This is a genomic window from Streptomyces sp. NPDC058637, assembly GCF_042717325.1.
Taxonomy (GTDB): Bacteria; Actinomycetota; Actinomycetes; order Streptomycetales; family Streptomycetaceae; genus Streptomyces.
In genome coordinates this window covers 52295-77095 of the sequence record NZ_JBHXRD010000026.1, presented here as the reverse complement: position 1 = coordinate 77095, position 24801 = coordinate 52295, and the positions used below count along the sequence as shown (strand labels likewise).

Sequence of the window (24801 nt, the reverse complement as noted above, 5' to 3'; positions counted from 1 at the left end):
CAGGCGGGCGGGCGGACGAGTGGCGGTGCGGACAGGCTGGGGGGCTCGGCGCCCCGGGAGGCCGAGCCTCCTACGCGCGCCCGTGGCACTCCCGGTACGCGCGCTCCGAGCCGCACCAGCACGCCGCACTGCGCGCCGGCGGCCACGGGACGGCACGGCCGCGGGCTGCCAGGGTGGTGGCGTACTGGGGGAGCAGGTCCGGGTCCGAGGGGGACGCGGCCTCCGACGCGGCGAACGCCTCGTAGGAGGGGACCGTGCCCGTGACGATGCCGAGATTCGGGGTGCCCGTGGCGTGCAGGTCGCGCAACGCCGCCTCCAGGCGGCCCAGATGGTCCGCGTGGCCGGTGTACTCCTGATTCAACTCCGGGTACGCGGTCAGGAGTTCACGCAGCTCGTCCTCGGGCCAGTGCAGCACAGCCACCGGGAAGGGCCGCGACAACGCCGTGCGGTACGTGCCCAGTTCGGCGCGCAGGCGGGTGATCTCAGCCTGGAGCTCGCCCGGATCCGACGAGCCCAGCGACCACAGGCGCTTCGGATCGTGCAGCTCGTCGAGGGGGACGGCGGCCGTGTGCAGGGTGTCGGCCAGCTCGTCCCACGCGTCATGGCCGACACCGAGCAGCCTGCGCACCCGGTGCCGTCCGATCAGCAACGACTGGGTGGCGTACGGGACTTCCTCGCCCGGTGTCAGGAGGAGTGTCAGCGCCGTCGAGAAGAAGTCGTGGGCCGACTCCAGCTCGTCATGACCCTCCAGGGTCTCCGCGGCGATCTCCCACGGAGCCGCGTCGAGCGGGGCCGCCGCGCGGAGGCCGTCGATGATCGCGCGGGCCTCCGCCTCGTGGCCGTACTCCCAGAGGTTGGCCGCTTTGAGTGCTTTGACCAGGTACGGGTTCTCGACGGTCGTCTCGGGGGATCCGAGCAGTTCGTCGTAGAGGGTGGTGGCGCGGGCGCGGTCTCCGGCGAGCTCCAGGTGGGCCGCGGCCTGGAGGAACAGCGGCTCGTGGTCCTCGGGGTACTGCGCCGCGGTGCGCAGCAGGCGCTCGGCTTCGGTGGTGTGGTCGGCAGGCGTGTCGGGGCGCATGAAACACACCGTACTGCGGTACGGGGGCGAGGTGAGAGAGCGCGGGGTGGAGCGGTGGTGGAGGCCACGGGACGGTCGGGAGAACGGCCCGCACCCGCGCGGCGCGGCTGGGGGCGGACCGCCACCCGGGCCCGCCACCAGGGCCCGACACCCGGAGCTCCACCCGGGGCGGCTGGAGGGCCGTGACGAACGACGTACCGGACCAGAGAAGGAACAGTCACGCCGGGGTCGAGCGCGGACAAGGAGAGCGCGGACAAGGAGAGCGCGGAGAAGGAGAGCGCGTGCCGGAGCGGCGTCGGCAGACAGCCGAACAGGCCGGTGACCGCGAGCCCGGTGAGGCCCGGCTCGGCCCCGGACAGGGCCCCGACCCGGCCGAGCCGGTCGCCCGGGCGCTGAGCGCCCCCATCGGCTCCTCCAGCCGCTGGAGACCGATCGTGTATAACGGCTGAAGGACATATCGCGGGCGCGTACGCGTCGCACACCACGGAGGGGGGCACCGATGAGCGGTACGGATCGTGTACGCCGCGGAGTCGCCCAGCTGCTCCGGCCCGTGCTCCGCCCCGCCGCGTTCCTCGTCCTGTTCCTCACCGAGGTCCTGCTCGCCGAAGGCGGCAGCCTCTCCGCCGCCGTCGCCCTCGCCGCCACCGCGGCCGCCGGATCGGCACTCCTCGTCTGCTCCGTGATCAGCGCCCGCTGCGCGGCCCCCGTGCCCCGCACCAAGGTGCGGACCGCCATGCGCGACCGGGAGAAGCGCACCGCGTTCCTGCCCCAACGCGACCCCGACGCCAGGGGCCGCACCAGGCCCCGAGCGCCCGGATCCGTCCTCCTGACGGCCGCGTAGGGACCAGCACCTCCTCGTACTCCCCGCGCGGGTCGTCCTGCCGAGTTCCACTCATCCCGGCACGACGAGACCCCCGGAGGGCTCACCCATGTCCGCTTTCATGTCCGCCTTCGCGAGCCTGGTCGGCTCGCTGGCCGATCTGCTCCAGCCGTTCTTCCAGACCGCGTCCACGGCCGCCGCGATCGTCCTGTTCACCGCCCTCGTACGGCTCGCCGTGCACCCCCTGTCGCGGGCGGCGGCACGCGGGCAGAAAGCCCGCACCAAGCTCCAGCCGCAGATCGCCGAGCTGCGCAAGAAGCACGGCAAGAACCCCGAGCGGATGCAGAAGGCGCTCATGGAGCTGCACGCGAAGGAGAAGGTCTCGCCGCTCTCCGGGTGCCTGCCCAGCCTGCTCCAGATGCCGGCCTTCTTCCTGCTCTACCACCTGTTCTCCAGCCAGAGGATCGGCGGCGAACCCAACTCACTGCTCGGCCACGAGCTGTTCTCTGCCCCGCTCGGCGAGCGCTGGCACGACGCGCTGGCCGACGGCGGACCGTTCGGCGCGCAGGGCCTGGTCTACCTGGGACTCTTCGTGATCGTCACCGCCGTCGCCACGTTCAACTACGGTCGTACGAAGCGTCAGATGGCGGCGAACCCGATGACCCCGGCCACCGGTCCGGACGGACAGCCGGTGCCCGGCATGGGGGCGATGACCAAGGTCATGCCGCTGATGTCCTTCCTCACACTGTTCTCCGTGGCCTTCGTGCCGCTGGCCGCGGCGCTGTACATCGTCACCAGCACCACCTGGACCGCGATCGAGCGGGCCTGTCTCTACCGGGACACCCCGGCCGCGGACGCCGCCCTGGCACCCGCACTCTGAGGTGTGACGCGCGGGAGGGCCCGGCCCCGCCCCGGTACCGGCCGAGGCCGGCCCGTACCGGGGCGGGCGCGGTCAGCTGAAGACCACGGAGCGGACCTCCAGGCGGTCCGAGGCGCCGCCGCCGGGACGCAGCGTGTAGTAGATGTCGCCCTCGCAGTCCGCGGAGAGGAAGACCGTGGCCGACGCGTCCGTCAGGTTCTTCGGGGCGTACGCAGGCGGCAGCTCGTCGGAGCCGGCGCCGGGAAGGTTGACGCACGCGCCACTCTGCGGGCCGTTCAGGAAGCCGACCGCCTCGTAGCCCTCGTCGGTCTCGTACGTGTACCTGAACTGGCCCGAAGCCGCGGAGGCCGAGGTCGGCAGGGTGACTACGAGGGCGAGGGCGCCGAGGGCGGCGACGACGGTGTGGCGAAGGCGCATGGAACAGTCCTCTGGAGGAAGGGGGCGGGTCGGTCCCACGCTGCCCCGACTCGTGGTGGTGCGATGCGCACCACCACTCGAACGGCCGCAGGAGAAACCGTTCCTCCTCACCCGGACGGCCCTGCGGCACCGCACCGCCCCGTGGGTCGGCCGTGCGGCGAGCCGGTCCAGTAGGTGAACAAGGTATTGCGGAGTGATCCGATGTCTTGGACGATCGACCAAGCCCTTCGCTGGCCGCAACCCACCGACGGGCTCGATCTCGACCAAGGGGAGATGGACCGTTGAAGCTGCTTCGAGTCGGTACGGCGGGCGCGGAACGCCCTGCACTGCTTGACCGTAACGGGACCTTGCGTGACCTCTCGGGCCTCGTCACCGATATCGACGGTGACCTGCTCGCCGACGCGTCGGCACTGGCCCGCGTGCGGGAGGCGGCACAGACACCCGAGGTGCTGCCGCCGATCGACGCGGACGGGCTGCGGATCGGGCCGCCGGTCGCCCGGATCGGCAAGATCGTGTGCATCGGGCTGAACTACCACGACCACGCGGCCGAGACCGGGGCGGCGATCCCCCAGGAGCCGATCCTGTTCCTCAAGGCCCCCGACACGGTCGTGGGCCCCGAGGACGCCGTGCTGGTGCCGCGCGGCAGCCGTAAGACCGACTGGGAGGTCGAGCTCGCGGTCGTCATCGGCCGCACCGCCCGCTACCTCGAATCAGCCGAGGAGGCGCTCGGACACGTCGCCGGATACGCGACGGCGCACGACGTCTCCGAGCGGGAGTTCCAGCTGGAGCGCGGCGGCACCTGGGACAAGGGCAAGAACTGCGAGACGTTCAACCCGCTGGGGCCGTGGCTCGTGACGGCGGACGAGGTGCTGGACCCGCAGGCGCTGCCGCTGAAACTGTGGGTCAACGGCGAGCTGAAGCAGGACGGCACGACGGCCGACCAGATCTTCCCGGTGGGGGAGGTCGTGCGCTACCTCAGCCACTTCATGACGCTCTACCCCGGCGACGTGATCAACACGGGCACGCCGGCCGGGGTGGCCATGGGCCACCCCGAACCGAAGCCGTACCTGCGGGCCGGTGACGTCGTCGAGCTGGAGATCGAGGGGCTGGGGCGGCAGCGCCAGGAGCTCAAGGACGCGTAAGGGGAGCACTCGCCGGCCCCTGTCCGGCCGGGCCCCCGACTGCCGTGCGGCGCGAGGAATCACGCCGCACGGCAGCCCGCCGCCGCACGTGGCGGTGCCCGGTCAGGACGGGCGGCGCGTCGCGAACTGCTCCAGGGCCTCGACCACCAGCGCGTGGTCCTCCGCCTGGGGGAGGCCCGACACGGTGACCGTGCCGATCACTCCCGCACCCTCCACAGCGATCGGGAACGAACCACCGTGTGCCGCGTACGTGTCCGGGTCCAGGCGGGACGACTCCTCGAACGTGGTGCCCTTCGACCGGAAGCGCGTACCGACCAGGTAGGAACTCTCGCCGTACCGCTCCACGACCTTGCGCTTGCGGTCGATCCAGGCGTCGTTGTCCGCGCTCGAACCGGGCAGCGCGGCATGGAACAACTGCTGCGCCCCACGCCGGATGTCGATCGCGACCGGAGCGTGCCGGTCACGGGCCAGCGCGACCAGCAGACCGCCCAGCGCGTACGCGTCGTCGTAGCTGAAGCGCGGCAGCGTCAGACGCCGCTCCTGCGCGATCAGCTCGGAGATGGTCGGAGCGACGGGGCTCATGCCCGCTCCTCCTCGTCGTGGTGCGGAAGAAGGGTGACGGACACACCTTCACGGGCCGAGCGGCGCGCGGCCTCCAGGACGTCCAGCGCGGCGGCGGCCTGCAGGGCCGTCACCGGGTTCCCGCCCGTGCCGCGCAGGGCGGCGGCCACGGCCGTGTAGTACGCCGGGTAGTCGCCCGGCAGCGTGCGGACCGGGTCGCCGCCACCGGTCAGCGGCGACTCACCTGCGCCGAGACGCCCCCACAGTTCCTCCGGCTCCTCGCCCCAGGGCGTGCCGGCCGCCGGCCGTCCGCCCTCACGCAGGACGGCCTCCTGCGGATCCAGGCCGTACTTCACATAGCCCGCCTTCGAGCCGAGCACCCGGAAGCGCGGGCCGAGCTGGGCCGTGGTGGCACTGGCGTACAGATGCGAACGGACCCCGTTCGCGTGCGTGATCGCGATGAAGGTGTCGTCGTCGGCCGCCGCACCCGGACGGCGTACGTCGGACTCCGCGTACACCTGGACCGCGGGGCCGAACAGGGTGAGCGCCTGGTCGACGACATGGCTTCCCAGGTCGTACAGCAGGCCGCCGATCTCCTCCGGGTCGCCCGACTCGCGCCAGCCGCCCTTGAGCTCCGGCCGCCACCGCTCGAAACGGGACTCGAAGCGCAGTACGTCACCGAGCTCGCCGTCCTCGACGAGACGGGCCAGCGTCAGGAAGTCGTTGTCCCACCGGCGGTTCTGGAAGACCGAGAGCAGCAGCCCCCGCTCGTCCGCCAGCGCGGCCAGCTCGCGCGCCCCGGCCGCCGTACCGGCCAGCGGCTTGTCCACGACCACCGGCAGTCCGGCCCGCAGCGCGGCCTTCGCGATCGGGACATGGGTCTTGTTCGGCGAGGCGATCACGACCAGGTCCAGCTCGTCCGCGCGCGCGAGGAGGTCGTCGGGCGAGTCCGCGAAGCGCACGTCGGGGAACTCGGAGCGGGCCTGCGCCCGACGCTCCTCGTTCGACGTGGCGACCGTGTCGAGGACGAGGCCCTCGGTCGCCGAGATCAGCGGGGCGTGGAATACGGAGCCCGCCAGGCCGTAGCCGACGAGCCCGACGCGAAGAGGAGCGTTGGCAGTCATGCCAACCACTTAAGCAACGCTGTTGCCAAAGTGCAAGCGATGGGGACAATGGTGTGGTGAACAGGAGCAACAGCTGGAGCGGCGGCGGGGCCAACCTGCCTGCCCTGCGCCACCACAACGCCTCGCTCGTGCTCGACCTGCTCCGGGCGGCCGGTGAGCGGGGGATCAGCCGGCTGGAGCTCGCCGAGCGCACCGGACTCACCCCGCAGGCCGTCAGCAAGATCACCACCCGGCTGCGGGCCGAGGGCCTCGCCGCCGAGGCCGGCCGGCTCGCCTCCACGGGAGGCAAGCCCCGCACCGTGCTGCGCCTCGTCCCGGACGCCGGATACGCGGTCGGGCTCCACCTGGACCGCGACGAGCTGACCGCCGTCCTGGCCGACCTCGCCGGCACCCCCGTCGTGACCCGGGCCGCCCCGCTCGACCTCGGCGCCCCCGCCGCCGAGGTCGTCGCCACGGCGGCCCACGCGGTGCAGACGGTACGGGCCGCCGCCCCCCGGACCGAGGACCACCGGGTCTTCGGCGTGGGCGTCGCACTGCCCGGCCCGCTGGACCACCGCAGCGGGGTGCTCCACCGGGTCACCGGCTTCCCGCAGTGGGACGGCTACCCGCTGCGGGACGCCCTCGCCGAGGCCACCGGGCTGCCCGTCGTCGTCGACAAGGACACCAACGCCGCGACCCTCGGCCTCGCCCTGCGCGAGTGCGGCGAGGCCGACTTCGCGTACCTCCACCTGGGCACCGGCCTCGGCGCCGGGCTCGTCCTCGGCGGCACCCTGCACCGCGGAGCCCGTACCGGCGCCGGAGAGTTCGGCCACCAGACCCTCCAGATGGACGGCCCGCCGTGCGGCTGCGGAGGACGCGGCTGCATCGAGGCGCTCTGCCTGGCCGCCGCCGCCCGCGGCGACATCGCGGAGGCGGCCAGGGTCCTCGGTACGGGCGCCGCCAACCTCGTGGGGCTGCTGGACATCGACCGGGTGGTCCTCGGCGGCCGTACGGTCGCCGCCGACGAGGACGCGTACGTCAGCGGGGTGCGCGCCGTGATCGAGGAGCGCGCCCGCCGGGACGGCACCGGCGCCCCCGTGCCGGTCACCGTCGCGGTCGGCGGCGACCGCCCGGTCGCCGAGGGCGCCGCCCAACTGGTCCTGGCACCGGTCTTCGGCCGGGCGGGCGAGGGCGGCGAACAGGACTGAGCGGGGGCGGGGGCGGGGGCGACCTCGGCTGCTCGGGCCCGAGCAGCCGCGTCAGGGCCGGGCCCGGTCCACGGGCCCGGCCGGGGCGGTGGGCGGCTCGGCCTCGGCTCCGGCACGGACCGGGGCAGGGCCGGGCCCGGTCCACGGACCGGCTCAAGCAGCCGCGTCAGGGCCGGGCTCGACCTCGGCGCGGGCGCGGCTGTTCGGGCGGACTTCTCCGCCCGAACGGGCGGAGTTCCCCGCCGGCCGGTGGCATCCCGCGTACCCGCCTGGCAGCGTCGTCCGCGGCATCCGGCACCCTCCGTGCCGGTCGTTCGCGAGCAGCGAAGAGGTGTCCCCCCATGCCCCCCAAACCCCCGGCACGACTGCGCGACGGCCGTGTCTTCTCCACCCTCGGGACGTTCGGCCTCGCGGCCGGATTCGCCGTACCCGCGGTCCTCCTCGGCGGTACCCAGGCGAATGCCGCACCGGATGCCCCGGCCTCCGCCGTCGGCGTCCGGCAGCCCGCCTGCGGTGAACCGGACGCCGCGGACTTCCCGATCGAGACCCGGATCCACGGCGGCCCCGACACCTACGCCTCCGGCGGCGGATACGGCACCTGGTACCTCGACCTGACCAACACCACGGCCGAGACGTGCCGCGCCATCCACCCCGTACTGGTGCTCACCGACCGCGGCGGCACGCTCACCCCCTCCCAGATCCAGCTGGAGTTCTCCGAGGGCTCCGACCCTGACACCCGGCACCGCGTGACCTGGGAGACCACCGAACGGCACGAGCAGATCGGGGTGTTCGGCAGCGGCGAGGGCGACGACTTCCCCGGCTTCACCGTCCCTGCGGCGGACACGGTCACCGTCCAGGTCCGGATGGCCTTCACCTCGGACACCGAACCGGGCCCGGTCACGGCCAACGCGGCCGTCGTCCAGCGGCTGTCCGGGAAGGCGAAGGGCGGCGACGGGGACTGGGTGGGGGAGTCGGCCGGCTACACCTTCGCCGTCGTCGAGGGGAACGCCGACGGCGGCACCGACCTGGAACCCGGGACCGAGGAGGCCGGGGACTCCGGCACCGGTACGGGCACCCCCCGCCGCGACGCGGCGGGCAACCCCCTCCCCGAGCTGGCCCGTACCGGAACGGACCGGGCGGCCGCGGCCGGGCTCACGGCCGGCGCACTGCTCCTCGGCGGGGTGGCCGCACTGGCCGGCGCCCGGAGGATCCGCCGGGTACGCGACTGACCTGGCCCGAAGCGCCGTCGCGCCGATACCCGAGCGCCGTCACGCCGATGCCCGAACGCCTTCGCGGCCGATACCCGAAGCCCGCCGTGCCGGCGCCCGCCGCCGTCCGGTGAAGATCGGCCGCCGGTGACCGGGCGGTTCCGTACGGATGGGCGGGCAGCCTAAAATCGGGGCGTCGGCGCTGCACAGCGCGGTGCCGCCGGCGTCCGGCACCCCGAGTGCACAGCGCGTACGGCAGGAGCCCGTCAACATGGCAGAGCGCAAGCCGATCGAATCCTGGCTGACCGACATGGACGGGGTTCTCATCCACGAAGGCACCCCGATCCCCGGGGCCGACGTCTTCATCAAGCGGCTGCGGGACTCCGGTCTGCCGTTCCTGGTCCTCACCAACAACTCCATCTACACGGCCCGGGACCTGCACGCGCGCCTGAAGCGCATGGGCCTGGACGTGCCCGTGGAGAACATCTGGACCTCCGCCCTGGCCACCGCCCAGTTCCTGGACGACCAGCGGCCGCGCGGCACGGCGTACGTCATCGGCGAGGCCGGCCTCACCACCGCCCTGCACGACATCGGCTACGTCCTCACCGACCACGAGCCCGACTACGTGGTCCTCGGCGAGACGCGTACGTACAGCTTCGAGGCGCTCACCAAGGCCATCCGGCTGATCAACGGCGGTGCCCGCTTCATCTGCACCAACCCGGACGAGACCGGCCCGTCCGCCGAGGGGCCGCTGCCCGCCACCGGCTCCGTCGCCGCGCTGATCACCAAGGCCACCGGCAAGTCCCCGTACTTCGCCGGCAAGCCCAACCCGCTGATGATGCGGACCGGGCTGAACGCCATCGGGGCCCACTCCGAGACCTCCGCCATGATCGGCGACCGGATGGACACGGACGTGCTCGCCGGACTGGAGGCCGGGATGCAGACGTTCCTCGTCCTCACGGGCCTCACCACGACCGCCGACATGGACCGCTACCCCTTCCGGCCGTCCACGGTCGTCGACTCGATCGCCGACCTGGTCGACCTTGTGGACCTGCCTGTGGAGTAGGGCCTCCCGGCCCTCACCCGAACAGCCGTCAGCACGTGCGGCGGCTCCCCGGGCGCGTGAACCTTCCTATCAGGAGGTTTACGATGCGTTCACTGCCCATCACGTTCTGTGCCGCAGTGGCGGCCGCGACCATAGCCCTTCCCGCGTCCGCCGCACTGGCCGATTCCGAATCCGACAGGAAGGGTTCGGGATCGGTCTCGGTCAGCCCTTCCCGCGTCTCCCCGGGCGGGGAGGTGGAACTCCGGGTCGATGCCTGCGGCAAGGGCAAGTCGGCCAGGGGGAATTCCGAAGCCTTCGTCTCCGAAGCGCGCTTCGCCCCCGCCTACGGCAAAGGCCTCCACGCCGAGGCCCGGATCCGCCCGGACGCCGCACCCGACGACTACGAGATCTGGGTGACCTGCAAGGACGGCCACGGCCGGGCCACCGGCACGGTCACCGTCGTCCACCACAGCCGCCCCTCGCCCGTCGCCCCCGTCCGGGCCGGTGGCGGAGGCACCGCCACCCTCGCCGCGGACCGGGCCACCACCGCGTCCGCGGAGCGGACCGGCCCCGGTGCCGAGCACGCGGTGACCGGACTGGCCCTGGGTGCCGTCGCGGCCGTCGCCGTCGCGCTCCGCAGCGCACGCCGCCGCCGCTCGGCGCTGGACTGACATGCCGGCCCCGGACCGACCCGCCGGAACCGGGCGGCTGCTGACCGGAGTCGCCTGGGCCGTCCTCCTGCTGGGACTGTGGCTGTGGGGCCGCGAGGCCACCGGCGGCAACTCGGCCCCGACGACCGGCGACGTCGCGGCGGTCGGGCGCCCCCTGGGCGTACCGCTGCCCCCGGCGCACGCCCCGCTCGACGGGGCCGCGCCGGAGCGCGTCGAGATCCCCTCGATCGGGATCGAGGCGCCCGTCGTCCCGCGCGGTCTGGACTCCGAGGGGGCCGTCGACCCGCCGCCGTACGCGAGGCCGGGAACCGTCGGCTGGTACGGCAGCGGCACCGAACCCGGCACGGAAGGTGCCGCGCTCTTCGTCGGCCACGTCGACACGGAGACGAAACCGGCCGTGTTCTACGGGCTCAGTACGGCACAGCCCGGCGCGAAGGTCCGGGTGAGCCGTTCCGACGGCACGATCGCCGAGTTCACCATCGACGACGTCCAGGTCTTCACCCGGGAACGCTTCGACGCGCAGAAGGCGTACGGGCCCCGGAAGGACGGGCGGGCCGAGCTCCGGCTCATCACCTGCGGCGGTACGTACGACCACAAGTCCCGGGCGTACACGGCGAACGTCGTCGTCTCCGCCTATCTGACGGGCGAGAAGAGCGGCGGGAAGAACTCCGTCTGACACCTGGCCCGGCCGGAAGCCCGCTCCCCCTCGGAGCCGCCGGCCGGGCCGGTCCTCGACCGCGGTGTACGGGCTGCGGGAGTAGCCCGGCACGGCACGGGAGGTCGAGTGGTCGGTCCTGACGCGAAGGCACACTCTAGGGCGGACCGGCGGTGCGGCCCAGAGGGTTTTTAGCAAGATGTCCGGATCCGGGCGGAACGGTCCCCCGCCCGGGACGCGCTGCGACGCAAGTCTCAGGAGGGGGTGCGTCCCGCTTTTGAGTGAGAACGGGTTCTGAGAATGATCCGGGATCAGCGGGGGTCCGGAGCCCCGGATTGATCCTGCTCGCGCAGGGGACCGTTTGTGCGAGACGGGCGCCCGGTGGGCGCGGAGCGCTTCAGCCGACCGGTGATCTCCGCGGGGCGGATGCTGCGGCTTCATGGGTGGCGGCCCAGGTGGCGAGGAGGCGCAGTCCTTCTTCGGAGGGTGAGCCGGGTTCGGCGGTGTAGATGGTGAGGGTGAGGCCGGGGGCGGCGGCCATTTCCAGGCCCTCGAAGGCGAGGGTGAGGTCGCCGACGGCGTGGTGGTGGAAGTGCTTGGTGCCGGTGCCGTGGTGGCGGACGTTGTGCGCGCCCCACCGGGTACGGAACTCGTCGCTGCGGGTGCACAGCTCTCCGACCAGGTCGTGGAGGTCCTTGTCGTGGGGGTTGCGGCCGGCTTCCGTACGCACGATGGCGACGGTGATGTCGGCGAAGGCGTCCCAGTCGGGGTAGAAGCGGCGGGCGGCGGGGTCGAGGAAGGTGAAGCGGGCCAGGTTCTGCTGGTTGCCGGGCGTGGCGTAGAGGTCGGTGTAGAAGGCGCGGAAGAGCTGGTTGGCGGCGAGGATGTCCATCCGGCCGTTCCGGACGAACGCCGGTCCGGCGGTGATCGCGTCCAGGGTCCATTGCAGGCTGCGGTGGGGTGTCCACCGCCGGGTGGCGGTACGGCGGTGGGGACGGGTGAGGGCGTCGGAGCCGTCGGCGGCCTGGGCCAGGTTCAGCAGGTGGGCGCGTTCGGCGTCATCAAGCCGTAGGGCGCGGGCGAGGGCTTCCAGGACGGCCGGGGAAACTCCGGAAAGGTTGCCGCGCTCCAGTTTCGAGTAGTACTCGACGCTCATGTCGGCGAGGGCCGCGACCTCGCTGCGGCGCAGGCCGGGCACGCGGCGGCGGGATCCGGAGGGCAGTCCGGCCTGGTCGGGGGTGATCTTGGCGCGCCGCGAGGTGAGGAACTCGCGGACCTCCTCACGGTTGTCCATGCCTTCGACGGTACGTCCCGCACACGGCTATAGGGATGCACTGCCGGTACACCCCTTGTCAGTGACTCGCTACGCGCGTGAAGAGGGCGTTATCTGGAAGGCGTGGTGCTTCTCCTTCCGGCCGCGAAGGCGGCGGAGGCGCAGTTCCGCGCCCGGCTCGGCTCGGGCGGTCCTCCGCCCGAAGCTCCGGGGTCCGCACCTGTACCCGGCAACGCAAAGGAACCTCTCATGCGCGGCGCAGTGATCCACGCCCCCGGCGACATCCGCTTCGAGACTCTGGAAGACCCGAAGATCGAGCACCCGACGGACGCGATCATCCGCACGGCGGTGACGTGCGTGTGCGGGTCGGACCTGTGGCCCTACCGCGGCGCGGAGCCCACCGACCACGCGCACCCGATGGGCCACGAGTACGTCGGCTTCGTGGAAGAGGTCGGGTCTGAGGTCACCTCGGTCAAGCCCGGCCAGTTCGTCATCGGCTCGTTCGCCACCTCGGACAACACCTGTGCGAACTGCCGCAACGGGTTCCAGTCCAGCTGCCTGAACCGCGAGTTCATGTCCACCTGCCAGGCCGACCACGTCCGCATCCCCAACGCCCAAGGCACCCTCGTGGCCACCGACGGTGTGCCCGACGAGAAGTTCTGGCCGGGTCTGCTGGCCGTGTCGGACGTGATGGGCACCGGCTGGTGGGCCGCGGACGCCGCCGAGGTCGAGCCCGGCTCGACGGCCGTGGTCGTCGGTGACGGCGCGGTCGGCCTGTGTGCGGTGATCGCCGCGAAGGAGCTGGGGGCAGAGCGGATCATCGCCATGTCCCGTCACGAGTCCCGGCAGAAGCTCGCCCGGGAGTTCGGCGCGACCGACATCGTCGCCGAGCGCGGGGACGATGGTGTGGCCCGGATCAAGGAGATGACCGGCGGGATCGGCGCGGACAGCGTCCTGGAGTGCGTCGGAACCGCCCAGTCCATGAGCCAGGCCCTGCACTCCGCCCGCCCGGGCGGCAACGTCGGCTTCGTCGGTGTCCCGCACGAGGTCGCGGTCGACGGGCAGGAGCTGTTCTTCTCCCACGTCGGCCTGCGCGGCGGCCCCGCCCCCGTACGCCGCTACCTGCCCGATCTCATCGACCGCGTACTCACCCGCCGGATCGACCCGGGCAAGGTCTTCGACCTCACCCTGCCCCTGGACCAGGTCGCCGAGGGCTACAGGGCCATGGACGAACGCCGCGCCATCAAGACCCTCCTCACCCCCTGATCCGCCCCGCCGCACTCTCGTACGAGGAGCATCCGTGCAGATCACCCGCAGCTCGATCGACACCGCCAAGGGGCCGGCGGACCGGTTCACCGGCGACGTCTACATCGACGCCGTCGCCGCGGCCCCCGCCCCGTCCCGGGTCACCGCCAACCTGGTGCACTTCATGCCCGGTGCCCGCACCCACTGGCACCGCCACCCGCTGGGCCAGAGCGTCTTCGTCACCGAAGGGATCGGCCTGTGCCAGCGCCGGGGCGGACCGGTGGAGGTCATCCGGCCCGGCGACCGCGTGCTGTTCGAGGCCGATGAGGAGCACTGGCACGGTGCGGCGCCGAACCGGCTGATGGTCCACCTGGCCATCAACGAGGGCGACGACAGCCACGACGTCGTGCACTGGCTCAACCCCGTCACCGACGAGGAGTACGCCCGAACCCCGGCCACCGGCTAAAACCCGGGGCTCCCTGGCTCAGGTTCGCCGCGGGCCGCACGGCCCACGGACGAACCCCGCGCTGTCGCGGCCCTTCCCGTGAACCACACCGCTCTTCCCCCGGGGCCCCGATGCGGCCCCCCATATCGCTGAGGAGAACGCCCGTGACCACCTTCGCCATCGTCGGCGCCGGCCCCGGCCTGGGGCTCGCCGCCGCCCGCCGCTTCGGGAACGCGGGCCACAGCGTCGCCCTCCTCTCGCGCAGCGCCCAGCACCAGGACGACCTGGCCGCCGAACTGGCGAGGGAGAACATCCGCGCCCGCGGCTTCATCGCCGACGTCCTCGACCCCGCCTCCCTCACCGCAGCCCTGCAGGAGGCCGCGGAGAAGCTGGGGCCCGTCGAGGTCCTTCAGTTCAGCCCGGTGCCCCGCGGTGACTTCATGAAGCCGGTCCTGGACACCACCGCAACCGACCTGGACGATCCGCTGGCGTTCTCCGTCAAGGGGCCCCTCACCTGTGTGAACACGGTTCTGCCCGGGATGCGGGAGCTCGGGCGGGGCACGCTGCTGTTCGTCAACGGCGGCAGCGCGGTACGCCCGAACGCCAGCGTGGCCGGCACCTCGATCGCGTTCGCCGCCGAGAGCGCGTATGCGGCGATGCTCCACACCGCGCTCGCCGACGAGAACATCCACACAGCCCAGCTCATCGTGCCTGGGGCGATCAGCCCCGACTCCGCGACCTCCAGCCCAGAGGTACTGGCCGAGCTGCTGTACGGCCTGCACACCGACCGGGAGGGGTTCCGGCACTACGCCGAGCCCATGCCCGAGCCGCAGGGCGGCACCCCATGACCCTCCCCGTTCGCCGGGCCCTGACTGCCACCGCCACCACCGGTCTGCTGCTGCTGGCCGCGACCGCCTGTTCCGACGAGTCACCCGCCGAGCAGACGCCCGCCACCGCCACCGCCACCGCCTCCGCCTGGTCGTCTGCTCCGGCATCCGGGCAGCCGACCTCGGCGGCGGCGAGCCCGTCCGGATCAGACAGGAGCACTCCGATGGACATCCGCGTCACCCTCGACGACCAGAGCGTCGACGCGACCTTGGACGACAGCCCCGCCGCCCGCGACCTGGCCTCCCTGCTCCCGCTCACGCTGGACCTGGAGGACTTCCACGGGACCGAGCGGATCGCGGACCCGCCGAGGAAGCTGACAACCGAGGACGCCCCCGAGCCGCAGGCACCGAAGGCCGGGGACATCGCCTACTACGCCCCGTGGGGCAACCTCGCCGTCTTCTACAAGGACGGCCCCGCCGCCTCCGCAGACCTGCTGGTCCTCGGCCACATCGACGCCGACGCCGACCAGCTGTCCGGGGCAGAGCGGATCACCATCGAGGCCGCCTCCTGACCTCGCCCACCACCCGAGTCCACCCATCCCCTCGTACGGGAGAAGTTTTCGCATGCCCTCCGCCACCGGGTCCGCCCCCGGCCGACTGCCCTTCGTCGTCCGGGTGCTCGCCGCCGGCACGTTCCTGATGGGCACCACCGAGTTCGTCATCGCCGGGCTCCTGCCCGAGATGGCCGCCGACCTGAACGTGAGCGTGTCGCAGGCCGGTCTGCTGATCACCGCGTTCGCCGTCGGGATGATCGTCGGCGGGCCCACGATGGCCATGGCCACCCTGCGCCTGCCCCAGCGCCACACCCTCGTCGGCGCCCTCGCGGTCTTCGCCCTCGGCCACGCGGTTGCCGCCCTGAGTACCTCGTTCACCGTCGTGCTGACCGCCCGGGTGGTGACAGCGCTGGCCACCGGAGCGTTCTGGGCCGTCGGCTTCGTCATCGCCACCACCGCGGCGGGCCCGGCGCTGTCCACGCGAGCGGTCGGCGTCATGATGGGCGGCCTCACCCTGGCCAACGTCATCGGCGTGCCGATCGGCTCGTTCGTCGGGCAGTACACCGGCTGGCGCGGCCCGTTCTGGGCGCTGGCCGTCCTCGCCGCGCTGGCCGCCGCGTTCGTCGGCCGGTTCATCCCCCGCACCGGACAGCGGGCCGAGGTGTCGGTGCGAGCCGAGGTCCGGGCCCTCAAGCAGGGGCGGCTGTGGCTGGCGCTCGGCGCGGCCGTGCTGATCATGGGCGGGGTAATGGCGACGTACACGTACATCACGCCGCTGCTGACCGACCGGGCGGGCATCCCGGCCGGTGCCGTGCCGCTGGTGCTGATCGCCTTCGGTATCGGTGCGCTGGGCGGCACCGCGATCGGCGGCCGTCTCGGGGACAACCGCCCGATGGTCACGACGATCACCGCGTCGGCGGCCACCTCCCTCATCCTGCTGGCCTTGATCCCCGCCTCAAGCAGTCCCGTGGTCGCTGTGGTTCTGGTGTTCGGCATGGCCCTGGCCGGGTTCACCGTCAACCCGGTCGTCACCTCCCTCGCCGTCCGCTTCGCCGGGGACGCCCCCACCCTCACCTCGGCGCTGACCACCTCCGGCTACAACACCGGCATCGCCGCCGGTTCCCTCGCAGCGGGCCGGGCCCTGGACTCCTCGCTCGGCCTGACCGGTCCGGCCCTGGTCGGCGCCGTCTTCGCCGCGCTCACCATGCTGCCGCTGATCGCCCTCGCGCTGCGCGGCACCGCCGGCTCCTCGCGGATCGTCAGGGCAGCGGCGCGATCGTCAACTGCTCCTCCCTCGGCGGCCTCGTCGGAAACCCCGGCCGCGCCGCCTACCACGCCACCAAGCACGGCGTGATCGGCCTGACCAAGAGCGCCGCCCTCGAGTACGGCTCCCGCGGTGTCCGTATCAAGGCCGTCTGTCCCGGCACGATCAGCACCCCGATGGTCGACGCCATGGTCGAAGGCGGAGAACTCGACCGCGGCCAGGCCGAAGGGGGCCAGGCCATCGACCGGCTCGGAACCGCCGACGAGATCGCCCAGGCCGTCCTGTGGCTGTGCAGCCCCGGCGCCGGCTACGTCACCGGTATCGCCCTGCCCGTCGACGGCGGCTACACCGCCCGGTAACCACCACCTCTGCTGTCGCTGCCCCCGGCGCAAGAGGACGCGACGCACTCATCGCCGACCAGCCGGCCAGCCGATCGGACGCCTCGGCCGACCCGAGGAGATCGCCGCCGCCATCCTGTGGCTCTGCTCGGATGCTGCCCCCTTCACCACCGGCCACGCCATGGTCGTCGACTGCGGCCAAACCGTCGGGTGGCCCCGAGAGGGCTGCCCGTCCTTGCGAGCTCAGCTCGGAGTGCCGACCAACTCGCCGTGTGGGTTGCGCGGGCCAGGCACCGTGGCCCAGGTGGCCGCAAGGTCCAGGTCCAGGCGGTGGGTCATGTCTGGCTCGAAGCGGCCGTACGGGTTCACGTGCGTCCAGGACAGCGGGGACAGGGCTCGCCGGTCGGCGTCGGTGAGCCGCTTCTGCTACTTCTCCTCGCTCAGGATGTCCCGGAGCAGCAGGGTGCTGACGTGTACCAGCGCGGACTGGAGCAGGTGCAGGGCGAGCATCGAGACCTCCTGGGACTCCCTGTCGGCGCCGGTCAGGTCGCCTTCCTCGCCGTAGCACAGGTCGTGGTTCGCGCTGTTCCCGGCGGCGGGCCGCGCGCGTTCCGTCGACGGCGTGAGCGCCGGTACGCACACGAACAAGGCCCCCTCACGCTCGGTGAGGGGGCCTTGCTGTTGCGTGCGCCGTCAGGGACTCGAACCCCGGACCCGCTGATTAAGAGTCAGCTGCTCTAACCAACTGAGCTAACGGCGCCTGCTGACCTGGAGAACTTTACCCGATGGTCAAGGGTGCTCCCAACCAATTCCCTCCGGGCCCGGCCTGTCGGATGGTCGTTTTTTACCTTTAGTCCGTCACCATGGGATATGCCGGGAAAGTTGAGATACGAAAGATCTTGACGACTGCCGAAGGGAAGAGGAGCCGCATGACTGTGCCGGTCTTCGAGGAGTACGAACCCGCCGCCGACTGCGGCTGTGCGGGATGCGCCCACCGGCGTCGCACGGCTGCCGCGCTGCCCGTCCGGTACGGAGGACACCCGGCCGCCCACGGTGCGCGGCGGGCACTGGTGCTGGTCACCGCGGCGGGGGTGGTCCTGTCCTGCGGGGCGGCCGAGGCCGCCGCCGCGGCCGGCCGGGGTGCCCGGGCGGACACCGCCGCCGACCCGCAGCCGGTCCACCCGCAGGGTGCCGTCGGGCCCCTGAGCGGCGACGGAGCCTCCGTGCCGCCAGCCACCCCGGGCACGGCACCCCGCACGACGACCCGGGCCGACATCATCGACCGCGCCAGGAAATGGGTGTCCGCGAAGGTGCCCTACAGCATGTCGACGTACTGGTCGGACGGATACCGGCAGGACTGCTCCGGCTATGTGTCGATGGCGTGGAACCTCGGCAGCAACGAGTGGACCGGCAGTCTCGCCGCGTACGGGACGAAGATCGCGCGGGCGGACCTGCAGCCCGGCGACATGCTGCTCTTCCACAACCTGGCCGACCCGGCGGTGGGGTCGCACGTCACGATCTTCGGCGGCTGGACCGACGCCACGCACAGTCACTACCTCGCCTACGAGCAGACCCGCCCGAACACGCGCGCGGCGACGACGCCCATGGCCTACTGGAGCGACTCCTCCAAGTACGTGGCGTACCGCTACAACGGCCTCGTCAGCGGTACGGGCGGCAGCGGATCGGCCACGGCGTTCCCGGGAGCGGGGAAATTCGGTCCCGGCGCGAACAACGCGCACGTGACCCGGCTCGGGAAGCTGCTCGTCGCGCAGGGCGGCAAACGCTTCTACACGACGGGTGCGGGGCCGCGCTGGACCGCCGCGGACAGACGCGCGACCCAGGCGTTCCAGCTGGCCCAGGGATGGCGGGGCAAGGAGGCGGACGGCATCCCCGGCCCCGACACCTGGAGCCTGCTGGTCAAGGGCACCGGCCGGAAGATCCCGGCCGGCGGGACGGGCGGATCCGAGACTTCGGCATACCCGGGGAAGGCCGTCTTCAAGCCGGGGCAGTCCAACAGCCATGTCCGAAGGCTCGGCGCCCAGTTGGTGAAGAAGGGATACGGCAAGCACTACGTGACGGGGCCCGGCCCGCGGTGGACGGAGGCGGACCGCCGCAATGTCGAAGCCTTCCAGCGGGCCCAGGGCTGGCGCGGAGGTGCGGCGGACGGATACCCGGGGCCGGAGACATGGCGCCGGCTCTTCGCGTGACGGCTGTGGTGACGGAACGGACATGACGGAGGCGGGAATGCGATCCACGGAGAACCAGCGGGACGAGTGGGACGGGCCGAACGGGCGGGGCGGACGCACGCGGGACAGGTGGGACGGGCAGGACCGGTGGCACGGACACGACAGGCGGGACGAGGGGGTTGCCGGGCCGGGCGGTGCGGTGGACGCGCCGGTCCCGGCGCCGGTCGACGCGGCGCCGGCGGAGGCGTCCGGCGGGACGCCGCCTCCCCCGCTCCTGCCCTCCCTCTCGCTGGAGTGGGGGTCGGGACCGGAACCGGACGCCCGGTCCGGGGGAGGTGGCGTCGACCTCAAGAAGGTACGGGCCCGGGAAACGGGTACGGACGCGGAAGCGGGTACGGACCCGGGGGTGGTCGAGGCGGGGACGGCGGACTCCGGTGAGGGCGGGCACGGCCTGGTGCGGCGGTCCGTGGTCGTCGGTGCGGACGACCCGGTTGACCTGCGCCTGGACCTGGACCTCGACGTGGTGGACGCGGTGGCCGCGGTCGGCCGGGGGACCGCTGCCCCGGTGTTCCCGCCGGACCTGGACGCCGGGCAGCCGGACGCCGGGGCGCACGCCGCGGTCACCGTCTCCGTCGGGGACCCGGTCGCCTGGTGGGGGACCGGGCGCCGGCAGCCCGTCATCGCCAACGAGACCACCGCCCCCATCCCCGTGCACCTGCTCTTCCGTGACGACGAAAACCGCGACCGCCCGCACGGGCACGGCGGCGGAGCCCCCGGCCCCGGCGGCCCGGAACGGCGGCCCGCCGTCCGGCGGCCGCCCCTGCCCCGGTCGCCCGGGGCGCAGCGGACGCCCACCCGGCCCGCGCCCCTCGCCGACCCCCGGCTCACCGAGCGGCCCGGACCCGTCCTGCCCGGCTGGGCCGCGCTGCTCACCGCCGGGGCCGCCACCGCCGCCGGGCTCGCGGTGCTGGGATGGCAGGGCGCCCTGCCCGCCGCCGTGACCGGGCGGATCGGGCTCGGCCCACGCCCGTACGACGGCCTCGGCGTCGAGGCCTGGGCGCCGCTCGCGCTCCTCGCGGTCGTGGTGCTCCTCGCGCTCGGCGGCATCGGACGCGGACGGGCCGGGTACGCCTCGGTCCTCACGCTCTTCGGTGACTACCGGGGCAGTGTCCGGCGCACCGGCCTGCTCTGGGTCTCCCCACTCCTGCTGCGGCGGCGCGTGGACGTACGGCTTCGGCACTGGCGCAGCGAGCCGCTGCCCGCCGTGGACGCGAGCGGCACCGCCCTGCGCGTCGTCGTCCTCGTCGTCTGGCGGGTCAGGGACACGGCGCGGGCCACGCTCGGCGTCGCGGACCACGAGCGGTATCTGCGCGACCAGGTGGAGGCGGCACTGGCGCGGGTGCTCTCGCAGCTGCCCGCCGACGCCTTCCACGAGGAAACCAGCACCCTGCGCGACGCCGAGACCGTCGGCGACGCGCTGACCCGGATGCTGAAGGCGGACTGCGCGCCGGTGGGCGTCGAGGTCTACTCCGCGCAGCCGACCGGCATCGAGTACGCACCCGAGGTCGCGGCGGCGATGCAGCGGCTGCGGGTGGCGGCCATCGACGCCAGACACCGGGACGGCGTGCTCACCTCCGTGGTCGACGCGGTCGACGACACCGTCGGCCGGCTGACCGCGCGCGGCATCGTCGAGCTCGACGACTACGAGCACAAGGCCCTGGTGAGGGACCTGACCGTGGCCTTCTACACCGGTCGCGGCAGTGGGGAAGGGGCCTGAAGGCCCTCGGGGGCCGGGCGGCGACGACTCGTAACGGTTCCCACATTGGTCTGGACATGTTCATGCCCCGTCAATAATCTGGGACTTGGTCTAGACCGCACAACCTGCGCGCAGCAGAGCCCCCGGAACTTCCCCCACGTTCTCTAGGAGCGACACCTATGCGGAAAAGGGCAAGCGCGGCCGTCATCGGCCTCGCGATAGCGGGCGTCTCCATGTTCGCGACCGGCAGTGCCAGTAGCCACGGCTACACGGATTCCCCCATCAGCCGGCAGAAGCTCTGCGCCAACGGCACCGTCACCGGTTGCGGCAACATCCAGTGGGAGCCGCAGAGCGTCGAGGGTCCCAAGGGCTTCCCGGCGGCAGGACCGGCGGACGGCAAGATCTGTTCCGGCGGGAACGGTCAGTTCGCCCAGCTCGACGACCCCCGCGGCGGCGGCTGGCCCGCCACCAAGGTCACCGGCGGGCAGGGCTACAGCTTCCGCTGGCAGTTCACCGCACGCCACTCCACGTCCGACTTCCGGTACTACATCACCAAGAACGGCTGGAACTCCAGCCAGCCGCTCACCAGGGCCGCGCTGGAGTCGCAGCCCTTCATGACGGTGCCGTACGGGAACCAGCAGCCCCCGGCCACGCTGACCCACCAGGGCACCATCCCCACCCAGAAGACCGGCAAGCACATCATCCTGGCCGTCTGGAACGTCGCGGACACCACCAACGCGTTCTACGCGTGCTCCGATGTCCAGTTCTGAGGCATAGCCGGGTGACCGGCAGCACAAAGCGCGGTGGGCGGTCTCCGTTTCCGGAAACCGCCCACCGCGTTGTCGTGCGCCGTCAGGGACTCGAACCCCGGACCCGCTGATTAAGAGTCAGCTGCTCTAACCAACTGAGCTAACGGCGCCTGCTGACTCGAAAATAATACCTGGTCCCCGGGGGTGCCGGTGACACGTGCCCGCGCGGCCCCCGGACCGGGCCCCGGAGCGCCTCAGAGAGCCAGCGAGAGGAGGACGGGCGCCGCCCGCCGGTTCAGCGTCGCCGCCGCCGCGCGCAGCCGGTGCGCGTCCTCGATCGGCAGGGACAGGGCCAGGCAGCCCGCGGACGAGCCCGCCGTCAGCGGGACCGCCGCGCACACCGTGCCCACGGCGTACTCCTGGAGGTCGAGCATCGGCACCGTCGCCGGCTGGCTGTCCAGCTTGGAGAACAGCACCTTCTCGTTCGTGATCGTCCGGGAGGTGAGCCGTGCGGTCCGGTGCCGGGAGAGGTGGTCGCGCCGGCCGTTGTGGTCGAGCTGCGTCAGCAGGCACTTCCCGATCGCGCTGGCGTGCGCCGCCGACCGGAAGTCCACCCACTCGTTGACCGCGGGCGTACGGGGACCGTCGGCCACCTGCGTGACCCGGATCTCCCCGTCGACGTACCGGCTGACGTAGACAGCCGCGCCGACCGAGTCGCGCAGCCGCACCAGTGTCTGCTGGAGCCTCGCCTCCAGGGCCTGCCTGCGGGACGCGCCGGAACCGAGGTCCAGGAGCGACGCCCCGGCGACGTAGACACCGTCGGCGACCTGCTCGACGTACCCCTCGCGGCGCAGCGTCAGCAGCAGGGAGGAGAGGTGCCCCAGCGGCAGTGCCGTCTCGCGGGACAGCTGCGCCTCGGTCACGCCGTCACCGTGCGTGGACACCGACTCGAGGACGCGCAGGGCGTACTGCACCGAGTGGAACGACGCCTTCGGCTCGGGCTTCAACGCCACGGTTTCCCCCTACAAGGTTGTGACCGCCAGCTTTTGACCCACGATAGCCGTCAAGGGGCCCGTGAGAAGAGGCTGTTGAGGAGTTCGTGGACGCGCCCCGTCCCCGTCAGCTGGGGCGCATCCACTTGGCATATGTCAGAGTCACGATCCGTGCGGCGAGGCCGAGGTCACAGCACCGCGTTCAGGAACTCGCGCGTACGTTCGTGCTCCGGATCGGTGAAGATCTTCTCCGGCGAACCGGACTCCACGACCCGGCCCGCGTCGAACATCAGTACCTTCTTGGATACGTCCCGGGCGAAGTTCATCTCGTGGGTCACACAGAGCATCGTGATGTCGGTGCTGCGGGCGATGTCGCCGAGCAGTTCCAGCACGCCCGCCACCAGCTCCGGGTCCAGCGCGGACGTCACCTCGTCGAGCAGCAGGATCTCCGGCCGCATCGCCAGCGCGCGGGCGATGGCGACCCGCTGCTGCTGGCCTCCGGAGAGCTGGGAGGGATGAGCGTCGACCTTCCCGGATAGCCCGACCAGGTCCAGCAGGTCGACGGCACGCGCCTCGGCCTCCTCGCGGTTCATGCCCAGCACGTTCACCGGTGCCTCGGTGATGTTCTGGAGCACCCTCATGTTCGGGAAGAGGTTGAACTGCTGGAAGACCATCCCGATCTTCTTCCGGGACTCCCGCAGCTGCTTCTCGCCCGCCGGCTTCAGCGAACCGCCCGGTGTCCGCATGTGCGACAGCGGCGAGCCGTCCACCCAGATCACCCCGTCGCTGACCTTCTCCAGTGTCATCAGCAGCCGCAGGATGGTGGTCTTGCCGGAGCCGCTCGGCCCGATCAGCGTGACGTGCTCGCCGCGCCGCACGGTGAAGTCGAGCTCGTCCAGGACCACGTGGTCGCCGTACCGCTTGACGACCTTGTCGAAGCGGACCAGCGGCTCGACGCCGGCCGGCATGGTGGCCGGTGTCGCGTCCGCGGGTTCCTCCAGGGGGGCAGAGTCAGTGGCCAAGGCGCTTCTCCAGCTTTCTCATCAGCAGCGAGGTGGGGTAGCTCGCGACCAGGAAGACGAGTCCCGCGAGCGTGAACGCCTCGGTGTACGCGAAGTGGTCGGCCCCGTACTTCCGGGCCTCGAAGACCATTTCCTGCACCGTGATCACGGCGAGGAAGGGGGTCTCCTTGAACATGGAGATCGCGTAGTTCCCGAGGGCGGGCAGTACGTTGCGCACCGCCTGCGGCAGGATCACGGCCTGCCAGGTCCGCCGGGGCGACAGCGAGAGCGCCCGGCAGGCCTCCCACTGGCCCTTGGGCACACCGTCGATGCCGGCCCGGTACACCTCGGAGGTGTACGTGGCGTAGTGGACGCCCAGCACCACGATGCCGATGGTCAGCGGCTCCACGGACGTGAAGAGGGCCGCCGCGCCGACGAGCTGGACCAGCAGCGGGGTGGAACGGACGAACTCCATCACCGCCTTCACGGGCACCGTGACGAAGCGGGACGGCGCCCGCCCGGCCACCGCGATGGCGAGCCCGAGCACCGCCGCGACGAGCGTGCCGAGCACGGTCGCGAGGAGGGTGACCCGGAACCCCTCGAGCAGCAGGGGAAGGGCTTCCCCGACGGCATCCCAGTCGAACGTGTTCACCGGACACCTCCTGTCGTGGAGGGCTGCGCGCTGCGCGTCCTGAGCAGGCTTCCCGCGCCGGTGTGCAGTCCGAGCCGCCGCTTGGCGCTCCGCTCCAGCAGGTTCATCAGCAGGGTCAGGGCGTAGGCGAGGACGAAGTAGGCGGCCAGCAGGGTGAGGTAGGCGGTGAGGGTCTCACCCGTGCGGTCACGGATCTGCTGGATCACGGTCATCAGGTCGGCCGCGGAGATCAGCCACAGCAGGGGGGTGCACTTCAGCAGCTGGATCAGCAGGTTGGTGAAGGAGGGGATCATCTGCACCCATGCCTGCGGAAGGACGACCTTCCGCATCCGGTGGAAGGGGCTCATGTTCAGCGCCACGGCCGCCTCGTACTGGGCGCGGGGCACGGAGTTGATCGCACCGCGCACGATCTCCGAGCCGTACGCGCCGTAGTTCAGGCCGAAGGCGACGATCCCGCAGAGCACCGGCGTCAGTTCGTACCCGGTGAGCTGCGGCATCGCGTAGTAGAGCCAGAACAGCTGGATGTAGAGCGAGGTGCCGCGGAAGAACTCCACGACCGTCCGGGAGACCCCGCGCACCAGGAGCAGCTTGCTGCCGGCCATCAGGCCGAGGGCGAAGGACAGCAGCAGGGCGAGCAGGGAGCCCAGGACGGTGGCCTGGAGCGTCACCCACAACCCCGCCCTCACCTGTGGGAACTCGTCGACGAGTGTGGAGAGGAAGTCACTCATACG

General features: G+C 72.1%; 27 protein-coding genes, 2 tRNA genes and 2 pseudogenes. 19 read left to right on the top strand and 12 right to left on the bottom strand.

Going from position 1 to position 24801, the window contains the following annotated elements; all coding sequences use genetic code 11:
- Window positions 1-70 precede the first annotated feature (70 nt).
- Entirely contained in the window at window positions 71-1078 is a 1008-nt protein-coding gene (locus ACFWVP_RS24890) for an SEC-C domain-containing protein (RefSeq protein ID WP_384499820.1), read from the bottom strand.
- 281 nt (window positions 1079-1359) lie between these two features.
- On the opposite strand from ACFWVP_RS24890, the gene ACFWVP_RS24885 reads away from it, so the two are divergent.
- The 3 genes from ACFWVP_RS24885 to ACFWVP_RS24875 all read left to right on the top strand — a co-directional run bounded on the left by ACFWVP_RS24885 (window position 1360) and on the right by ACFWVP_RS24875 (window position 2778).
- Window positions 1360-1527 (top strand): hypothetical protein, encoded by a 168-nt coding sequence (locus tag ACFWVP_RS24885; RefSeq protein ID WP_384499819.1) that lies wholly within the window; start codon window positions 1360-1362, stop codon window positions 1525-1527.
- Window positions 1528-1577: 50 nt separating this feature from the next.
- The gene (locus ACFWVP_RS24880; RefSeq protein ID WP_384499817.1) at window positions 1578-1919 is read left to right on the top strand and encodes a DUF6412 domain-containing protein; all 342 of its coding nucleotides are present in this window, start codon (window positions 1578-1580) and stop codon (window positions 1917-1919) included.
- A gap of 88 nt (window positions 1920-2007) precedes the next feature.
- Complete coding sequence (locus tag ACFWVP_RS24875) at window positions 2008-2778, top strand: YidC/Oxa1 family membrane protein insertase (protein ID WP_384499815.1); 771 nt, start codon at window positions 2008-2010, stop codon at window positions 2776-2778.
- A gap of 72 nt (window positions 2779-2850) precedes the next feature.
- Here the strand turns inward: ACFWVP_RS24875 and ACFWVP_RS24870 are convergent, their stop codons facing one another.
- Window positions 2851-3195 carry a hypothetical protein gene (locus ACFWVP_RS24870; protein ID WP_384499814.1) on the bottom strand — a complete coding sequence of 115 codons (345 nt, stop codon included), beginning with the start codon at window positions 3193-3195 and terminating at the stop codon, window positions 2851-2853.
- Window positions 3196-3476: 281 nt separating this feature from the next.
- On the opposite strand from ACFWVP_RS24870, the gene ACFWVP_RS24865 reads away from it, so the two are divergent.
- On the top strand, window positions 3477-4337 hold the full coding sequence (locus ACFWVP_RS24865) for a fumarylacetoacetate hydrolase family protein (RefSeq protein ID WP_384499813.1): 861 nt from the start codon (window positions 3477-3479) through the stop codon (window positions 4335-4337).
- 102 nt (window positions 4338-4439) lie between these two features.
- Here ACFWVP_RS24865 and ACFWVP_RS24860 read toward each other — a convergent pair whose 3' ends face one another.
- A complete protein-coding gene (locus ACFWVP_RS24860; protein ID WP_384499812.1) occupies window positions 4440-4919 on the bottom strand; it encodes a heme-degrading domain-containing protein in 480 nt (159 codons plus the stop codon).
- Window positions 4916-6022 (bottom strand): Gfo/Idh/MocA family oxidoreductase, encoded by a 1107-nt coding sequence (locus ACFWVP_RS24855; RefSeq protein ID WP_384499811.1) that lies wholly within the window; start codon window positions 6020-6022, stop codon window positions 4916-4918. Before ACFWVP_RS24855 ends, ACFWVP_RS24860 begins: the two co-directional genes overlap by 4 nt.
- A 56-nt stretch (window positions 6023-6078) precedes the next feature.
- Here ACFWVP_RS24855 and ACFWVP_RS24850 point away from each other — a divergent pair, with 56 nt between their 5' ends.
- From ACFWVP_RS24850 to ACFWVP_RS24830, 5 genes are all read left to right on the top strand, one after another.
- On the top strand, window positions 6079-7209 hold the full coding sequence (locus tag ACFWVP_RS24850; protein WP_384499810.1) for an ROK family protein: 1131 nt from the start codon (window positions 6079-6081) through the stop codon (window positions 7207-7209).
- 341 nt (window positions 7210-7550) lie between these two features.
- Complete coding sequence (locus tag ACFWVP_RS24845) at window positions 7551-8438, top strand: hypothetical protein (RefSeq protein WP_384499808.1); 888 nt, start codon at window positions 7551-7553, stop codon at window positions 8436-8438.
- A gap of 250 nt (window positions 8439-8688) precedes the next feature.
- Window positions 8689-9483, top strand: coding sequence for an HAD-IIA family hydrolase (locus tag ACFWVP_RS24840; protein WP_384499806.1), 795 nt, complete (start codon window positions 8689-8691; stop codon window positions 9481-9483).
- A gap of 83 nt (window positions 9484-9566) precedes the next feature.
- Window positions 9567-10133: a hypothetical protein gene (locus ACFWVP_RS24835; RefSeq protein ID WP_384499804.1), complete on the top strand. Its 567-nt coding sequence runs from the start codon at window positions 9567-9569 to the stop codon at window positions 10131-10133.
- A 1-nt stretch (window position 10134) separates the two neighbouring features.
- The gene (locus ACFWVP_RS24830; protein WP_384499803.1) at window positions 10135-10809 is read left to right on the top strand and encodes a class F sortase; all 675 of its coding nucleotides are present in this window, start codon (window positions 10135-10137) and stop codon (window positions 10807-10809) included.
- 376 nt (window positions 10810-11185) lie between these two features.
- On the opposite strand, the gene ACFWVP_RS24825 is transcribed toward ACFWVP_RS24830, so the two are convergent.
- On the bottom strand, window positions 11186-12082 hold the full coding sequence (locus tag ACFWVP_RS24825; protein ID WP_384499801.1) for a helix-turn-helix transcriptional regulator: 897 nt from the start codon (window positions 12080-12082) through the stop codon (window positions 11186-11188).
- A 228-nt stretch (window positions 12083-12310) separates the two neighbouring features.
- On the opposite strand from ACFWVP_RS24825, the gene ACFWVP_RS24820 reads away from it, so the two are divergent.
- The 7 genes and pseudogenes from ACFWVP_RS24820 to ACFWVP_RS24790 all read left to right on the top strand — a co-directional run.
- Window positions 12311-13327 carry a zinc-dependent alcohol dehydrogenase family protein gene (locus ACFWVP_RS24820; RefSeq protein ID WP_384499799.1) on the top strand — a complete coding sequence of 339 codons (1017 nt, stop codon included), beginning with the start codon at window positions 12311-12313 and terminating at the stop codon, window positions 13325-13327.
- Window positions 13328-13361: 34 nt separating this feature from the next.
- Entirely contained in the window at window positions 13362-13772 is a 411-nt protein-coding gene (locus ACFWVP_RS24815) for a cupin domain-containing protein (protein WP_384499798.1), read from the top strand.
- Window positions 13773-13915: 143 nt separating this feature from the next.
- Window positions 13916-14599, top strand: a complete 684-nt coding sequence (locus ACFWVP_RS24810; protein ID WP_384499796.1) for an SDR family NAD(P)-dependent oxidoreductase — start codon at window positions 13916-13918, stop codon at window positions 14597-14599.
- Window positions 14596-15150, top strand: a complete 555-nt coding sequence (locus tag ACFWVP_RS24805; RefSeq protein WP_384499794.1) for a cyclophilin-like fold protein — start codon at window positions 14596-14598, stop codon at window positions 15148-15150. Before ACFWVP_RS24810 ends, ACFWVP_RS24805 begins: the two co-directional genes overlap by 4 nt.
- A 52-nt stretch (window positions 15151-15202) precedes the next feature.
- On the top strand, window positions 15203-16486 hold the full coding sequence (locus ACFWVP_RS24800) for an MFS transporter (RefSeq protein WP_384499792.1): 1284 nt from the start codon (window positions 15203-15205) through the stop codon (window positions 16484-16486).
- Window positions 16390-16755: pseudogene (locus tag ACFWVP_RS24795) on the top strand (SDR family oxidoreductase); the annotation flags it as partial. The gene ACFWVP_RS24800 and the pseudogene ACFWVP_RS24795, both read left to right, overlap by 97 nt.
- 73 nt (window positions 16756-16828) lie before the next feature.
- A pseudogene (locus ACFWVP_RS24790) lies at window positions 16829-16882 on the top strand (hypothetical protein); the annotation flags it as partial.
- 278 nt (window positions 16883-17160) lie between these two features.
- Here ACFWVP_RS24790 and ACFWVP_RS24785 read toward each other — a convergent pair.
- Both ACFWVP_RS24785 and ACFWVP_RS24780 read right to left on the bottom strand, forming a co-directional pair.
- Window positions 17161-17376, bottom strand: a complete 216-nt coding sequence (locus ACFWVP_RS24785; RefSeq protein ID WP_384499791.1) for a Tn3 family transposase — start codon at window positions 17374-17376, stop codon at window positions 17161-17163.
- A 44-nt stretch (window positions 17377-17420) separates the two neighbouring features.
- Window positions 17421-17494, bottom strand: a tRNA-Lys gene (locus tag ACFWVP_RS24780).
- A 169-nt stretch (window positions 17495-17663) separates the two neighbouring features.
- Here ACFWVP_RS24780 and ACFWVP_RS24775 point away from each other — a divergent pair.
- The 3 genes from ACFWVP_RS24775 to ACFWVP_RS24765 all read left to right on the top strand — a co-directional run bounded on the left by ACFWVP_RS24775 (window position 17664) and on the right by ACFWVP_RS24765 (window position 21446).
- The gene (locus ACFWVP_RS24775; protein WP_384499789.1) at window positions 17664-18941 is read left to right on the top strand and encodes a peptidoglycan-binding protein; all 1278 of its coding nucleotides are present in this window, start codon (window positions 17664-17666) and stop codon (window positions 18939-18941) included.
- A 37-nt stretch (window positions 18942-18978) separates the two neighbouring features.
- Window positions 18979-20697, top strand: a complete 1719-nt coding sequence (locus ACFWVP_RS24770; protein WP_384499788.1) for an SPFH domain-containing protein — start codon at window positions 18979-18981, stop codon at window positions 20695-20697.
- A gap of 158 nt (window positions 20698-20855) precedes the next feature.
- Window positions 20856-21446, top strand: coding sequence for a lytic polysaccharide monooxygenase (locus ACFWVP_RS24765; protein ID WP_384499786.1), 591 nt, complete (start codon window positions 20856-20858; stop codon window positions 21444-21446).
- A gap of 75 nt (window positions 21447-21521) precedes the next feature.
- On the opposite strand, the gene ACFWVP_RS24760 is transcribed toward ACFWVP_RS24765, so the two are convergent.
- The 5 genes from ACFWVP_RS24760 to ehuC all read right to left on the bottom strand — a co-directional run bounded on the left by ACFWVP_RS24760 (window position 21522) and on the right by ehuC (window position 24798).
- A tRNA-Lys gene (locus ACFWVP_RS24760) sits at window positions 21522-21595 on the bottom strand.
- Window positions 21596-21679: 84 nt separating this feature from the next.
- Entirely contained in the window at window positions 21680-22438 is a 759-nt protein-coding gene (locus ACFWVP_RS24755; RefSeq protein ID WP_384499785.1) for an IclR family transcriptional regulator C-terminal domain-containing protein, read from the bottom strand.
- A gap of 167 nt (window positions 22439-22605) precedes the next feature.
- Window positions 22606-23439: an ectoine/hydroxyectoine ABC transporter ATP-binding protein EhuA gene (gene ehuA / locus ACFWVP_RS24750; protein ID WP_384499784.1), complete on the bottom strand. Its 834-nt coding sequence runs from the start codon at window positions 23437-23439 to the stop codon at window positions 22606-22608.
- Window positions 23429-24070: an ectoine/hydroxyectoine ABC transporter permease subunit EhuD gene (gene ehuD / locus ACFWVP_RS24745; protein WP_384499782.1), complete on the bottom strand. Its 642-nt coding sequence runs from the start codon at window positions 24068-24070 to the stop codon at window positions 23429-23431. Before ehuD ends, ehuA begins: the two co-directional genes overlap by 11 nt.
- Window positions 24067-24798, bottom strand: coding sequence for an ectoine/hydroxyectoine ABC transporter permease subunit EhuC (gene ehuC, locus ACFWVP_RS24740; RefSeq protein WP_384499781.1), 732 nt, complete (start codon window positions 24796-24798; stop codon window positions 24067-24069). Before ehuC ends, ehuD begins: the two co-directional genes overlap by 4 nt.
- Window positions 24799-24801: the final 3 nt, after the last annotated feature.